The sequence below is a fragment of the Lysobacter sp. BMK333-48F3 genome, assembly GCF_019733395.1.
Taxonomy (GTDB): domain Bacteria; phylum Pseudomonadota; class Gammaproteobacteria; order Xanthomonadales; family Xanthomonadaceae; genus Lysobacter.
Genome location: NZ_JAIHOO010000001.1, coordinates 890,768 through 905,276 on the forward strand (window position 1 = coordinate 890,768; position 14,509 = coordinate 905,276).

General features: G+C 70.8%; 12 protein-coding genes. 6 read left to right on the forward strand and 6 right to left on the reverse strand.

Going from position 1 to position 14,509, the window contains the following annotated elements:
* Positions 1-109: 109 nt before the first annotated feature.
* The 6 genes from K4L06_RS03685 to K4L06_RS03710 all read right to left on the reverse strand — a co-directional run bounded on the left by K4L06_RS03685 (position 110) and on the right by K4L06_RS03710 (position 7,693).
* Positions 110-556, reverse strand: coding sequence for a YbaN family protein (locus K4L06_RS03685; protein WP_221670106.1), 447 nt, complete (start codon positions 554-556; stop codon positions 110-112).
* A 186-nt stretch (positions 557-742) separates the two neighbouring features.
* Entirely contained in the window at positions 743-2,896 is a 2,154-nt protein-coding gene (locus tag K4L06_RS03690) for a S9 family peptidase (protein ID WP_221670107.1), read from the reverse strand.
* A gap of 76 nt (positions 2,897-2,972) precedes the next feature.
* Positions 2,973-5,090: a prolyl oligopeptidase family serine peptidase gene (locus K4L06_RS03695; RefSeq protein WP_221673510.1), complete on the reverse strand. Its 2,118-nt coding sequence runs from the start codon at positions 5,088-5,090 to the stop codon at positions 2,973-2,975.
* A 284-nt stretch (positions 5,091-5,374) separates the two neighbouring features.
* Positions 5,375-5,701, reverse strand: coding sequence for a hypothetical protein (locus tag K4L06_RS03700; protein ID WP_255594976.1), 327 nt, complete (start codon positions 5,699-5,701; stop codon positions 5,375-5,377).
* A gap of 103 nt (positions 5,702-5,804) precedes the next feature.
* Positions 5,805-6,725, reverse strand: a complete 921-nt coding sequence (locus K4L06_RS03705; RefSeq protein ID WP_221670108.1) for a patatin-like phospholipase family protein — start codon at positions 6,723-6,725, stop codon at positions 5,805-5,807.
* On the reverse strand, positions 6,725-7,693 hold the full coding sequence (locus K4L06_RS03710) for a YafY family protein (RefSeq protein WP_221670109.1): 969 nt from the start codon (positions 7,691-7,693) through the stop codon (positions 6,725-6,727). Before K4L06_RS03710 ends, K4L06_RS03705 begins: the two co-directional genes overlap by 1 nt.
* A gap of 89 nt (positions 7,694-7,782) precedes the next feature.
* Between K4L06_RS03710 and K4L06_RS03715 the strand changes: the two genes are divergently transcribed.
* From K4L06_RS03715 to K4L06_RS03740, 6 genes are all read left to right on the forward strand, one after another.
* Positions 7,783-8,382 (forward strand): hypothetical protein, encoded by a 600-nt coding sequence (locus tag K4L06_RS03715; RefSeq protein ID WP_221670110.1) that lies wholly within the window; start codon positions 7,783-7,785, stop codon positions 8,380-8,382.
* A 141-nt stretch (positions 8,383-8,523) separates the two neighbouring features.
* A complete protein-coding gene (locus tag K4L06_RS03720; protein ID WP_255594977.1) occupies positions 8,524-11,448 on the forward strand; it encodes a molybdopterin oxidoreductase family protein in 2,925 nt (974 codons plus the stop codon).
* A complete protein-coding gene (locus K4L06_RS03725; RefSeq protein WP_221670112.1) occupies positions 11,435-11,671 on the forward strand; it encodes a hypothetical protein in 237 nt (78 codons plus the stop codon). The genes K4L06_RS03720 and K4L06_RS03725 overlap by 14 nt, the downstream gene beginning before the upstream one ends.
* Positions 11,668-12,471, forward strand: a complete 804-nt coding sequence (locus tag K4L06_RS03730; protein WP_221670113.1) for a 4Fe-4S dicluster domain-containing protein — start codon at positions 11,668-11,670, stop codon at positions 12,469-12,471. The genes K4L06_RS03725 and K4L06_RS03730 overlap by 4 nt, the downstream gene beginning before the upstream one ends.
* 90 nt (positions 12,472-12,561) lie before the next feature.
* Positions 12,562-13,512, forward strand: coding sequence for a DmsC/YnfH family molybdoenzyme membrane anchor subunit (locus K4L06_RS03735; RefSeq protein WP_221670114.1), 951 nt, complete (start codon positions 12,562-12,564; stop codon positions 13,510-13,512).
* A 192-nt stretch (positions 13,513-13,704) separates the two neighbouring features.
* Positions 13,705-14,382, forward strand: coding sequence for a DUF481 domain-containing protein (locus tag K4L06_RS03740; RefSeq protein ID WP_221670115.1), 678 nt, complete (start codon positions 13,705-13,707; stop codon positions 14,380-14,382).
* The last annotated feature ends 127 nt before the right edge of the window (positions 14,383-14,509 follow it).

Consider the following 14,509-nt stretch of genomic DNA (forward strand, 5'->3'; position numbering starts at 1 on the left):
ACGACGGAAACGAACCCGTCCGGTCCGCCGCGCGGCGAGCCGGCTGGGCAGGTTCAGCTGCGGCCGCGGCGCACTGTGACCCGGGTCGCTGCCGGCGTTGCGCGACGGCTCAACGCGGCGGCGGCTCCGGCCGCCGCCACAGCCAGATCGCGACGACGGTCATGATTGCCGTGCCGGTGGCGGCCATCCACCACTTCGGCGCGGTCAGGAACATGACGACCGCACACACCGCCATCATCGTCGTCGCCAGCCGCTTGGCCCGGCGGCCGACCGCGCGGTACGCCTCCCAGTCGCGGATCATCGGCCCGAAGCGCGGGTCGGCGAGCAGCCGCGCATGCAGCCGCTGCGAGCCGCGCGCGGCGGCGAACGCCGACAGCAGCACGAAGGGCACGGTCGGCAGCCCGGGCAGGACGATGCCGACGATGCCCAGGCCCAGGCTCAGATAGGCCAATAGCCACCAGGCCCAGCGCCAACGCCGCGGCGCCGGCGCGCCGGGCGCCTCGCGGGCGGGGCCGGCCGCGGATTCGGGCTCGACGGGAGGCGGCGGCAGGGGCATGCGGACAGTATGCGGTCGGCGACGGCGGCGGGAGTGGTTCAGATGGCGCGGGCGCGGCGCGGTTTCAAGCGCTGCGGCGGGCGGCGGCAGCGGCCGCGCGATCCGCACGCACCGTCCCGGCCCCGCAAACGCCGACGCCCGGCCACGGGGCCGGGCGTCGAGGCGCGCGCAGGGCGCCGGCGCGGTTCAGCGCGCCGTCGGCGCGTTGACCCCGAGCTGGTCGAGCATGAAGGCGTACATCTCGGCCTGTTCGCGGTAGCGGCGGAACCGGCCCGACTTGCCGCCGTGGCCGGCTTCCATGTTGGTGCGGAACAGCACCGGCTGCTTGCCGGTGTCCAGGTCGCGCAGGCGCGCCACGTACTTGGCCGGTTCCCAGTACTGCACCTGCGAGTCCCACAGGCCGGTACCGACGAACATCGCCGGGTAGTCCTGCGCCTTCAGGTTGTCGTAGGGCGAGTACGACAGCATGTAGTCGTAGTAGTCCTTCTTTTCCGGGTTGCCCCACTCGTCGTATTCGTTGGTGGTCAGCGGAATGCTCGGGTCGAGCATGGTGGTGACCACGTCGACGAACGGCACCTGCGACAGGATCGCGCGGTAGCGGTCCGGCGCCATGTTGGCGATCGCGCCCATCAGCAGGCCGCCGGCGCTGCCGCCGTAGGCCGCGACCCGGTTCGGCGCGGCGTAGCCGGCCTTGACCAGTTGCTCGGTGACGTCGATGAAGTCGGTGAAGGTGTTCTTCTTGTGGAACAGCTTGCCGTCGTCGTACCACTTGCGGCCCAGTTCCTGGCCGCCGCGGATGTGGGCGATGGCGTAGACCATGCCGCGGTCGAGCAGGCTGACCACGGTGTTGTTGAAGCCCGGGTCGGACGAGGAGCCGTAGCTGCCGTAGGCGTACTGCAGCATCGCCGCCTTGCCGTTCTTCTCGAAGCCCTTCTTGTACACCAGCGACACCGGGATCTTGACCCCGTCGCGCGCGGTCGCCCAGAAGCGCTCGGTGACGTACTGCTCGGGGTCGTAGCCGATCACCGGCTGGCGCTTGAGCAGCTTGCGCTCGCCGGTGCGGGTGTTGAGCTCGTAGGTGGTCGCCGGCGTGGTCATCGAGGTGTAGGTGTAGCGCAACCACTCGGTGTCGTGCTCGGAGTTGGTCGACAGGCCCATCGAGAACGCCGGCTCGTCGGCCTTGACGAACTCTTCCTTGCCGTCGGCGCCGAGCAGGCGCAGGCGCTCGAGCGCGTTGGAGCGCTCGGCGATCGCGGTGAAGCCGTCGAACAGCTCGAAGCCCTCGACGAACACGTCGTCGCGGTGGGCGACCCAGTCCTGCCAGTCCTTGCGCGAACGCGCGCCGTCGGCGGCGGTCACCAGCTTGAAGTTCGGCGCCGGCTTGCCGTCGGCGCCCGGCGCGTTGGTGCGGATCACCCAGCGCCCGGCCAGATGGTCGGCGTCGTACTCGACGTCGCGCTCGCGCGGGGCCAGGACGAAGAACTCCTTCGGGTCGACCGCCGGCGCGCAGCGGAACTCGCTGGACACCGTGCTGTGCACGCTGATGCAGATGTAGGCGTCGTCGCGGGTGCGGTCGATGCCCATGTAGAAGCTGTCGTCCTTCTCCTCGTAGACCACCACGTCGCTGGACGCCGGGGTGCCGAGCACGTGCTTCTTGACCCGCACCGTGAGCAGGGTTTCCGGGTCGTTCTCGACGTAGAACAGGGTCTTGTTGTCGTCGGCCCAGACCAGGTTCGGCGACACGCCTTCGATGACGTCGGCGTAGGCCTCGCCGGTGGCGAGGTTCTTGAAGCGCACCGTGTATTGGCGGCGGCCGACCGCGTCGTCGGCCCAGGCCAGGATCGCGTTGTCCTGGGTCACCGCATAGTCGCCGACGCTGAAATAGCCCTTGTCCTTGGCCATGACGTTGACGTCGAGCAGGATCTCCTCGGCGCCTTCCATGCTGCCCTTGCGGCGGGCGTGGATCGGGTAGTCCTGGCCGGTCTCGAAGCGGCTGTAGTACCAGTAACCGCGCTCGCGGTACGGCACCGAGCTGTCGTCCTGCTTGATCCGGCCGACGATCTCGCCGTACAGCGCGTCCTCGACCGGCTTGAGCGGTTGCATGAAGGCGTCGACGTAGGCGTTCTCGGCATTGAGATACGCCAGCATCTCCGGGTTCTTGCGCTTGTCGTCGCGCAGCCAGTAGTACTCGTCGCCGCGTTGGGCGCCGTGCGGCGCCTTGACCGTGTACGGCTTCTTGGCCGCGTCGGGCGGGGCCGGCAGACCGGCGGCGGTGGCGGTGGCGGAAAGGGTCGTGGTCATCAGGAACGTGGCCGCAAGCGTGAACAGGATCGGTTTCATATGGGGTCCGGACGCGGGAGACGCAATGGCGGGGGTCGCCGCGCCGCCGCGGCGCGCGCCGCGGCGGCGACTGCGGTCACTTCTGCGACAGCTGTTCCCACAGGAAGGTGTAGGCCAGCGCGTTCATGTGCGCGGCCTGGGCGTTGTTGGCCGCGCCGCCGTGGCCGCCTTCGATGTTCTCGTAGTAGCGCACGTTCTTGCCGGCCTCGAGCATCTTCGCCGCCATCTTGCGGGCATGGCCCGGATGCACGCGGTCGTCCTTGGTCGAGGTGGTGAACAGCACCGGCGGGTAGCTGCGCTTGGCGTCGAACAGGTGGTAGGGCGAGAAGGTCTGGATGAACGACCAGTCGGCGCTGTCCGGATCACCGTACTCGGCCATCCACGAGGCGCCGGCCAGCAGGTGGCTGTAGCGCTTCATGTCCAGCAGCGGCACCTGGATCACCACCGCGCCGAACAGGTCCGGGTACTGGGTCAGCATGTTGCCGGTGAGCAGGCCGCCGTTGCTGCCGCCCTGCACGCCCAGGTGCGGGGTGCTGGTGATCTTGCGCGCGATCAGGTCGCGGCCGACCGCGGCGAAGTCCTCGTAGGCCTTGTGCCGGTTGGCCTTGAGCGCGGCCTGGTGCCAGCGCGGGCCGTACTCGCCGCCGCCGCGGATGTTGGCGACGACGTACACGCCGCCCTTCTCCAGCCAGCCCTTGCCGATGCTGCCGGAGTAGTTCGGGGTCAGCGAGATCTCGAAGCCGCCGTAGCCGTACAGGATGGTCGGCGCCTTGCCGTCGTAGGCCAGGTTCTTCGGCCGGACCAGGAAGTACGGCACCCGGGTGCCGTCCTCGCTCTTGGCGAAGTGCTGCTCGATCACGTTCCTGGACGCGTCGAAGAAGGTCGGCATGGTCTTGAGCGTTTCCGGCGGCTTGCCGTACTCGGCCAGGGCCAGGGTGCTCGGGGTCAGGTAGTCGCTGGCGCTGAGCCAGACCGCATCGCTTTCGTCGTCGTCGACCGCGCCGACCATGATCGTGCCGAACGCCGGCGCGCCGACGAACTCGCTGCGCTTCCATTCGCCCGCGCCCGGGGTCAGCACGCTGAGCTTGTACTTGACGTCGTCGAGGACGTTGAGCACCAGGTGGTTGCGGGTCCAGGTCGCGCCGGTCAGCGAGGTGGCGTCGGTCGGCTCGAACAGGCTGACGAACTCGCGCTTGCCGGCCTGGAAGTCGTCGAAGCGCGCGGCGATCAGGCTGCCGGCCTTGTAGCGCTTGCCGCCGGCCTCGTAGGGATCGCGCAGCTCGGCGATCAGCCACTCGCGGTGCACGTACTTGTTGGCCGAATTGGGCAGGTCGATCTTGCTCAGCTTGCCGTCGGCGCCGCGCAGGTACAGCTCGTCGTTGTAGAACGCCAGGGTGCGCTGGACGAAGTCGCGCTCGAAGCCCGGCGTGTGGTCGTGGTAGGCGCCGATCATCATGTCGCTGTCGCGGCCTTCGTACACCGGCGCGGCCGAGGCCATCGGCGTGCCGCGCTTCCACAGCTTGACCGTGCGCGCGTAGCCCGAGGTGGTCATCGAGCCGGGGCCGAAGTCGGTGGCGACGTAGACGTGGTCGCGGTCGATCCAGTTCAGGCTGCCCTTGGCCTCGGGGCGATAGAAGCCGTCCTTGACCCAGGCCTTGTCGACCAGGTCGAACTCGCGGGTGACGTCGGCGTCGGAGCCGCCGCGCGACAGCGCGATCAGGCAGCGGCGGTAGTCCGGGCGCAGGCATTCGGCGCCGTGCCAGACCCACTGCTCGCCCTCTTCGCGGTTGAGCGCGTCCAGGTCGATCACCGTCTCCCACTGCGGCTTGTCCTTGCGGTACTCGGCCAGGGTGGTGCGGCGCCACAGGCCGCGCTGGTGCTGGGCGTCCTTCCAGAAGTTGTAGTAGTGCTCGCCGATCTTCTGTACGCCGGGGATCTTGGCGTCGGAGTCGAGGATCGCGCGGATCTGCCCTTCGAGCTGCTTGAACTGCGGGCTCGCGCCCAGCTCGCCCTCGGTCTTGGCGTTGCGGGCGCGGACCCAGTCGAGCGAGCGCTGGCCGTCGACGTCTTCGAGCCAGGCATGGGGATCGGCGGCGGGGCTGGTCACGGCGGACTCCTTGGCGGGGGCGGCGCCGGCGGCCGTCGCGGCGGCGAGACCCGCTGCGAACAACAACGACTGGCAGGTCTGCGACATCGTGGACATGACGGCTCCGGACAAAGGAAGGCCGCCACGCTAGCACAGCCTCCCAGGGCCCCTGCCCTGCCCAAGGTCACGTAGGGACTTGCCCAGTCTGGCGCGTTGCCGGGCCGCGACCGGCATCGCGCCGGGGCCGGATCGGGGGCAAAAAAACGGCCCGCCGGAGCGGGCCGCAAGGGCTCGAACGAGAGACCGATAGGAGGAGCGAGGAGGAGGAAACAGGGGCCGCCGCGGCCGGGCGCCCCGGTCGGGCGCCGGCGGCCGGGGCTGGGACGGCCGGTTCAGGCCGCCCGCGGCCAGGCGCGCACGCCGGCCGGGCCGCGCGCTCGGCGGCGGGCCTGGACCGCGCCGCGACGGCGGCGGCGCAGGCCGGCGGCGACCGGATCGGCGGCGCGGCGGGCGCGCAGCGGCAGGGCGAAGCGGTGCAGGGCCCACCAGGCCACCGCGGGCATGGCCACCAGCCACAGCGGCAGCCAGCCCAATGTGCCGTGATGGCCGCGCGCGGCCGGCAGCATCAGCACCAGCAAGGTGCCGATCGCCACCGCGTAGCGCAGCACGGTGTCCAGTTCGGCGCGGACGGTATCGGCGTGGTGGTCGGCGGCGGTCATGGCGGGCTCCGGTAGCGGCTTCAAGGGCGTTGAAGCCACCTTCGCCGCGCCACGTCTCAGAAGCTGCGATGCCCCGCGCCGTTCGTCGGCGCTTCGGCCGGGCTCAGTAGCCGGCCTTGTCCAGCGCCTTGTCGGCCTCGGTCCGGCCGAGCGCGATCAGTTCCTTGGCCCGCCAGAACTCGTAGAACTGGCAGGCGTCGCGCGGAATCCGGATCACCAGCTCGGGCGGATCCAGGGCCAGCTGCACCCGCGCGATCTGCGCCTGCATCATGTCCAGCGAGCGCGCCATCAGTTCGCTGAAGCCGAGTTCGTTGGGCCGCTCCTCATCCTCGGCCGGATCGCTGGCGATCGCGTCGCGGCGCAGCCAGCGGGTCAGCAGCGAAGGCTTGGGCCGGGTCTGCGCGCTCTCGTCGCCGGCCACCGGCAAGGCGCCGGGCGGACGCTCCGGCCAGCCGTGCATGTCGACCGCGATCAGGCGGTGCGCGTCGCTCAGGCGGGTGGCGGCGATCGGCAGCGGCGCCAGCAGGCCGCCGTCGACCAGCTCGCGGCCGTGCAGTTCGTAAGGCGGGAACACGCCGGGGATGGCGATCGAGGCGCGCACCGCATCCCACAGGTCGCCTTCGCGCAGCCACACCTCGCGCTGCCGGATCAGGTCGACCGCGACCGCGGTGAACGGCACCGGCAGGTCTTCGATGCGCGGTTCGCCGGCCAGCTCGCGCAGCGCCTGCATGAGTTTTTCGCCGCGGAACAGCCCCGGCTGGCCGATCCCGGGATCGAGCAGGCGCAGCATGTCGGTGCGGCTCATCCGGAACAGCCAGTCGCGGTAGACCTCGAGCTTGCCGGCGGCGAACAGGCCGCCGACCAGGGCGCCGCTGGACGAGCCGGCGACCGCGACGATGCGCAGGCCGCGCGCCTGCAGGGCTTCGATGACGCCGATCTGGGCCAGGCCGCGCGCCCCGCCGGCGCCCAGCACCAGGGCGACCGGTTCGCCGGCGGCGATGTGCGGGGCGTCGGCGCCGGGCATCAGCGTTCGTAGTTGCTCAGCGCCAGTTCCAGCATCGACTTGGCTTGTTCGCGCAGCACCACCGGCTCGACGATCTCGGCGTCGCTGCCGTAATGCATGACGTCCATCAGCAGCTCGCGGCCGGCGCTGTAGGGCACCTTGAGCTCGTAGCGGCCATCGGGCAGGAAGCGACCCTGCTGCTGCGAATGCCAGTGCTCGTCGGCGACCCAGCGCGCGGCCTTGGCGCTGAACACGATCGTCGCCCAGCCCTTGGGCGTGCCGGAGAAGATCCCGTAGCTGGAGGCCAGATGGCGGTCGAGCTCGTCGTCGGCGACGTCGCGCGCCGCCGCCTCGCCGACCTTGGCCGCGCTGATCCGGTCGACCGAGAAGCTGCGCAGCGCGTCGCGCTCGTGGTCCCAGGCGTCGAGGTACCAGTTTTCGCGGTAGTGGGTCAGGCGCTGCGGCGAGACGCTGCGGCGGGTGCGCTCGTCGGTCGAGCGCGCCCGGTATTCGAAGGTTAGCTGCTTACGGTCCAGCACCGCGGTGGCGACGGTGCGGAACGCGGTCTCGTCGAGGCGGCGGGTGCGGTGCGGGATCACCCGCACCCGCTCCACCGGCAGCCGGCGGCCGCCGGCGTGCTCGTCGAGCAGCTTCTCGATCCGTTGCTGCAGCGGCGCCAGCGCGTTCGACAGCACCCCGCCGCCGCTGCGCATCAGCAATTGCTGGGCGGCGAGCAGCGAGTGCAGCTCTTCCGAGCTAAGCCACAGCCCGGGCAGCTCGAAGCGGTCGCCTTCGCTGGTGTCGTAGCGGAAACCGGCCTCGCCGTTGCCCACCACCGGCGCCATCAGGTAGTCGCGCAGGTAGGCCAGGTCGCGATACACGGTCGCGCGCGAACACTCCAGGTCTTCCTGGAGTCGCTGAACCGTGACCGGGTACCGGGCCGCGGTGAGAATCCTGTGCAACGCGTGGATGCGTTCGATACGTTCCATGTCGGCGGGGTCTGGAGGAGGCGGTGGGGACGCAATTAGCATGGCACCGGCCGCTGTCCGGCCGCCACCATCGAACTGAAGGATCGTACGTGATCAAGCCCGCATTATCCGCAACGCCGGCCCAGGCGGCAGTGCTGATCGCCCTGCTCGCCTCGGCGCCGGCCGCGGCCGGCCCCAAGGAAGAGCTGATCGCGGCGGTGGACCGGCTCAACGCCGCTCGCAGCTACCGCTCGGTCATGAGCGCAGACACCGGGCTGACGGTGGAAACCCAGTTCGTCGCCCCAGACCGCCTGCTCGTGCGCATGGGGCAGTTGGGCGAGCGGGTCGTCATCGGCAGCACGATGTACGAGACCTCTGCAGGCAATACGCGAAAAACGCCGATGCCCGGCAACTGGGCGACGACGATGCACAGCCGGACCAAGCTGCTGGGCAGCGAGGCGGGCCTGAGCGTGACCCTGCTCGGCAGCCAGACCGTGGACGGCCAGCCGATCCGCCTGTACCGGGCGGACAACACCCAGCCGCGGATGTCGGCGACGTTCTGGATCGGCGCTCACGGCTACCCCCTGCAGGTCAAGACGACGCTCACCACGGCCAAGGACAAAAGCTACACCTCGACCGTGCGCTACTCGCGCTACAACGATCCGGGCCTGCGGATCGAGCCGCCGGCGATGCCGGCGCCGAAGCGATAGTAGACACCGCGGCGGTCGCACAAGTTGCGACCGCCGCGCGCAAACGTTTGCTGCAATGCGATAAAAAGCCGTGTCCGGCTGGCACAAGCCCGGCGCGGGCGCAAGCTCGCCGGACCCCATCGGGGTGTGCACAATGCCCGCATGCGAGAGCGCGCTCCCCCTGGGCCGGGTCCCCAAGAGCCAGCCATCGATCTGTCGCCCTCGCCCGGCGACGAGGTCAAGACCACGACCTGCTACATGTGCGCCTGCCGGTGCGGGATCAAGGTCTGGCTGGCCGACGGCGGGCCCGCGGGCAAGACGATCCGCTACATCCAGGGCAACCCCGCACATCCGGTCAACCAGGGCGCGCTGTGCGCCAAGGGCGCGGCCGGGATCATGCAGCACTACTCGCCGGCGCGGCTGCGCAAGCCGCTGCTGCGGGTCGGCGAACGCGGCCTGGGCGAGTTCCGCGAAATCGAGTGGGAGCAGGCGCTGCAGATCGCCGCCGACTGGCTGGCGCCGATCCGCGCGCGCAATCCCGACGAGCTGGCCTTCTTCACCGGCCGCGACCAGTCGCAGGCGCTGACCGGCTGGTGGGCGCAGCAGTTCGGCACGGTCAATTACGCCGCGCACGGCGGTTTCTGCTCGGTCAACATGGCCGCCGGCGGGCTGTACACGCTCGGCGGCTCGTTCTGGGAGTTCGGCGAGCCGGACTGGGAACACACCCGCTATCTGATGCTGTGGGGCGTGGCCGAAGACCACGACTCCAACCCGATCAAGCTCGGCCTGGGCAAGCTCAAGGCGCGCGGCGCCAAGATCGTCGCGGTCAATCCGGTGCGCAGCGGCTACGGCGCGATCGCCGACGAATGGATCGGCATCCGCCCGGGCACCGACGGCCTGTTCGCGTTCGCGCTGATCCACGAGTTGCTGCGCGCCGACCGGATCGACCTGGACTATCTGGTGCGCTACGCCAACGCGCACTGGCTGGTGATCCGCAATCCGGGCGGCGCCGACGACGGTTTGTTCGCGCGCGACGAGCAAGGGCGTGCGCTGTGCTGGGCGAGCGGCCGCGCGCTGCCGGCCGACGGCATCGATATTTCCCCCGCCGTGGTCGGCGAATACGTCCTCCCCGACGGCCGCCGCGCAGTGCCGGCCTTCCACCTGGTCGCCGAGCGCTACCTGGATCCGCAGTACGCGCCCGACGCCGTCGCCGAACGCTGCGGCATTCCGGCCGACACCATCCGCCGCATCGCCCGCGAACTGGCCCAGGCCGCGTTCGACGATCCGCTGCGGCTGCCGATCGCCTGGACCGACGCGCACGGCCGCGAGCACCCCGACATGCTCGGCCGCCCGGTCGCGATGCACGCGATGCGCGGCATCAGCGCGCACAGCAACGGCTTCCACACCTGCCGCGCCCTGCACCTGCTGCAACTGCTGCTCGGCGCGGTCGATACGCCGGGTTCGTTCCGCTATCAGCCGCCGTTCCCCAAGCCGCTGCCGCCGCCGAACCGCCCGGGCCGCAAGCGCCAGGCCAACGGCGCCCTCGACGCCGCGCCGCTGGGCTTCGTCCACGGCCCCGAGGACCTGGTGGTCGACGACGACGGCGCGCCGCGCCGGATCGACCACGCCTACTCCTGGGCCTACCCGCTGTCGGCGCACGGCATGATGCACACCGTGATCCGCAACGCCTGGGCCGGCGATCCGTACAAGATCGACACGCTGATGATGTTCATGGCCAACATGAGCTGGAACTCGGCGATGAACACCGGCCAGACCATCGCCTGGCTGACCGACCGCGGCGAGGACGGCGAGTACCGCATTCCGCGCATCATCTACGCCGACGCCTACGCCTCGGAGATGACCGCTTACGCCGACCTGGTGCTGCCCGACACCACTTACCTGGAGCGCCACGACGCGATCAGCCTGCTCGACCGGCCGATCTCCGACGCCGATTCGGCCTGCGACGCGATCCGCCATCCGATCCTGGACGCCGCCCGGCAACGCCTGGACGAGAACGAGCCCGAACGCGACGTGCGCGGCTTTCAATCCGTCCTGCTCGAGCTGGGCGCGCGCCTGGGCCTGCCCGGCATGGTCCACGACGACGGCGGCCCGCGCTATCGCGACTACGCCGACTACATCGTCCGCCACGAACGCGCGCCCGGGGTCGGCCTGCTGGCCGGCTGGCGCGGCGAACATGGCGAGCTGGAGGCCAAGGGTCCGCCGAACCCCGAGCAGCTGCAGCGCTACATCGAGCACGGCGGATTCTGGAGCAGCCCGGTGCCGGAGTCGGCGCGCTATTACAAGATGGCCAACCGCGCCTATCTGGACTGGGCGCAGAAAATGGGCTTCCTCGGCCATGCCGAGCCGATCGTGCTGCAGCTGTATTCGGAGACGCTGCAGAAGTTCCGCCTCGCCGCGCAGGGCTTCGGCGAGCGCCGGCCGCCGCCGGCGCAGCGCGAGCGCGTGGCGACCTACTTCGATCCGCTGCCGATCTGGTACGAGCCCTTCGAAGGCGCCCAGCTCGGCGATGCGCAGCGCTACCCGCTCAGCGCGGTGACCCAGCGGCCGATGTTCATGTACCACGCCTGGGGTTCGCAGAACGCCTGGCTGCGGCAGATCGCCGCACGCAATTATCTGTACCTGCATCCCGACACCGGCGCGCGTTTCGGGCTCGCCGACGAGGACTGGATCGAAGTCGAATCGCACCACGGCCGCATCGTCGTGCAGGCCAAGTTCGCCGCCAACGTCCAGCCCGATACGGTCTGGACCTGGAACGCGATCGGCAAGCGGCGCGGCGCCTGGCGCCTGAGCAAGGACGCGCCGGAAGGGCGCAAGGGCTTTTTGATGAACCATCTGATTTCCGACCTGACTCCGCGCGGCGATTACGCCAACGCCGATCCGGTCACCGGCCAGGCCGCCTGGTTCGACCTGCGCGTGGCGATCCGCAAGGCCGAGGCCGTGGCCGACGGCGATACCGCCCAGCCGCAGTTCGCGCCGCTGCATTACCCGCCGGCCGCGGTCGCGCCGCTGCGCTACGGCGCCGCTTTGCGCGCCGCGCGCGAGGGACGCGACGATGACGCGGCCTGAGCGCGAACCCAAGCGACGCCTGCGGCCGGTGCGGCTGTTCGCCGGAGTGCTGTGCCTGCTGCTCGGGCTGACGCTGATGCTGCTGCTCGGCCTGGGCGTGCTCGGCCCGGGCGCCGGCGTCGGCGGCGCGCCGGCATTGATCGCGCTGATGCCGAGCGTGGCGATCGGCGCGACCGTATTCGCGCTCGGCCTGTGGCTGGTGGCGACCGGGAGAGGGCGATGACCGACCTGCCGCCGCCGTCCAGGAAAAAACTCGGCCTGGTGATCGACCTGGACACCTGCGTCGGCTGCCATGCCTGCGCGGTCAGCTGCAAGGAGTGGAACGCCGGCGGCTTCGCCGCGCCGCTGACCGACGAGCAAGCCTACGGCCGCGAGCCGTCGGGGGTGTGGTTCAACCGCGTGCACAGCTACGAGCTGGAGGCGATGCCGCTGGCCGATCCGGTGCGCGCGCCCGCGCCCGCGGCTGCGGCCAGCCCCTGCGCGACGCCGGCGCAACCGGCGATGACCCTGCACTTCCCGCGTTCGTGCCTGCACTGCGAGCAGCCGGCCTGCGTCACCGTGTGCCCGACCGGGGCCAGCTACAAGCGCGCCGAGGACGGCATCGTCCTGGTCGACGAAGACAAGTGCATCGGCTGCAAGCTCTGCTCCTGGGCCTGCCCCTACGGCGCGCGCGAGTACAGCCCGGTCGAAGGGGTGATGAAGAAATGCACCCTGTGCATCGACCGCATCTACAACCAGAACCTCAGCGAAGCCGAACGCCAGCCCGCCTGCGTCCAGGCCTGTCCGACCCGGGCGCGGCATTTCGGCGATCTCGGCGATCCCGAATCCGCGGTGTCCAAGCTGGTCGCCGAACGCGGCGGCGTCGACCTGATGGCTTCGCTGGGTTATCGGCCGACCAACAAATACCTGCCGCCGCGTCCGCGCCGGGCCGGCGGCGAGGCCGCGCCGGCGCCGGCCGAAACCCTGGACACCGGCGCCCTGCCCGGCGTGCTGCGCTGGCTGGACAAGGTGCTGTCGCGATGACCGCGCGCGCTGCCGGCGGGCGCCTTCGCCCGACCGGCCTCGCCCGCACCGCCGCGCCGCTTTCCGTATTCCGCTCGTCCGCAGGCTGATATGCACCCCGCGTTCTCGGTCATCTTCTTCACCACCCTGTCGGGCGCGGGCTACGGCCTGCTGACCTGGCTGAGCGCGCTGCTGTTCTGGCGCAGCCTGTCCGGCGACCAGGCGACCTCGTTGCCGTCGTCCAGCCTGGCCTGGGGCCTGGCGCTGGCGTTGCTGCTGGTCAGCGTCGGCCTGCTCAGCTCGACCCTGCACCTGGGCAAGCCCGGGCGCGCCTGGCGCGCGTTTTCGCAATGGCGCAGCTCCTGGCTGTCGCGCGAGGGCCTGCTCGCGGTCGCGACCTACCTGCCGGCGCTGGGCCTGGGCCTGTGGCTGATCGGGCCGTTGCGCGGCGCCGGCGCATGGCTGCCGGCGGCCTTGGCCGCGGCGACGGCGGTGCTCGCGCTGCTGACCGTGGCCTGCACGGCGATGATCTACGCCTCGCTGCCGCCGATCCCGGCCTGGCGCCATCGCCTGGTCGTGCCCGGCTATCTGCTGTTCGCCCTGCTCGGCGGCGCCGCCTTGCTGGCGGCCCTGCCCGGCGTCGCCGGTCAGGCGCGCTGGGCCTGGGCCGCGCCGGCCCTGCTCGCGCCGTTGGCGGCGCTGTTGAAGCTGGCCTACTGGCGCGCGATCGACCGCCAGCCGCTGCCGGTCGATCGCGGCGACGCGCTCGGCCTGCCAGGGCGCGAGGCGACGGTGTTCGAGCGCCCGCACACCGAGGCCAACTACCTCACCCGCGAGATGGGCTACGTGCTGGCGCGCAAGCACGCGGCCAAGCTGCGCGGGATCGCGGTCGCGCTGTTCGCGCTGGCGCCGCTGCTGGCGGCGGTGCTGGCGTGCTGGCTGCCGGCGGGACCGGCGGCGGCGTTGGCCGCGGTCGCGGCGCTGGCGGTGCTGCTGGGAACCCTGGTCGAACGCTGGCTGTTCTTCGCCCAGGCCCGCCACGTGGTCACGCTGTATTACTGAGCGGCCCGATTGCCGCGCGGCCCGCGGTTCGCCCCAAGCCCTTGATCGCCAAGGCGATCCAGGGCGCTTGCCGGGCGCGTGCGGCGGGCCGGGCGCTTGAACGCCGCCTATCCGCAGGCGACCGCCGTCGCAGGCCTGTAATCGCTTTCATGGCATGATGGCGGCCGTTTCCGCTGAACCCTTCAGACGACGATGCTCGGTGCAATCGGGCTCGCCCTGCTCGGCGCGCCCCTGGTTACATTGCCGACGCCCGCCTTCGGCGGCGACCCGACCCTGATCGCCATCGCCAGCGATCCGGCGCGGATGCGCCTGTACTGCCTCTCGACCCGATGCGGCGACGAGGAATGGCGCCTGGCGCTGACGCCGCCGCCGGCCAAGGCCCCCGACATCGACCCGCTGGACCTGCCGCCGCTGCGCAACGTGCAGTTGCCCGGCTCGCAGCGCCGGGTCGGCGGCATCAGCGCGCCGGCGACCTCGCGCGAAAGCCGCGCCATGTACTCCAACGACTACCGCATCGGCACCCGCTACGGGGTGCAGGCGCTGCGCGACGGCCCGACCCAGATCGGCCTGACCTTCGGCGCCGGCTACCGCCTGGCGCCGCTGTACGACGACGGCATCAACCGCCCGGGCGCGGTGTTCCGCGGCGAACTCAACCTCGGCCAGAAGATCGGCGACCGTGCGCGCTGGACCCAGCGGGTACAGGTCGAGAGCGGCCACGGCGACACCTTCGTCAAGCAGAGCGTGCGCCTGGACGTCGACGTGTGGCGCAACTGGAAACTGGAAACCGACTTCGCGATCCGCCACGACTCCAACGGCGGCGGCGGCAGCGAAAGCGCGGAAAGCTCGATCGAGCTGATCCGGCGCTTCTGACGCGGCCCCTGTAGGAGCGGCGTAAGCCGCGACCGCCGCAGCGGCGTCATACCACCCGCGCGGTTCGAAACCGATTAGTCGATGAAACGCCCCGCTTGCGCGAGCTGCGGCGATTCGCTGGTCGCGG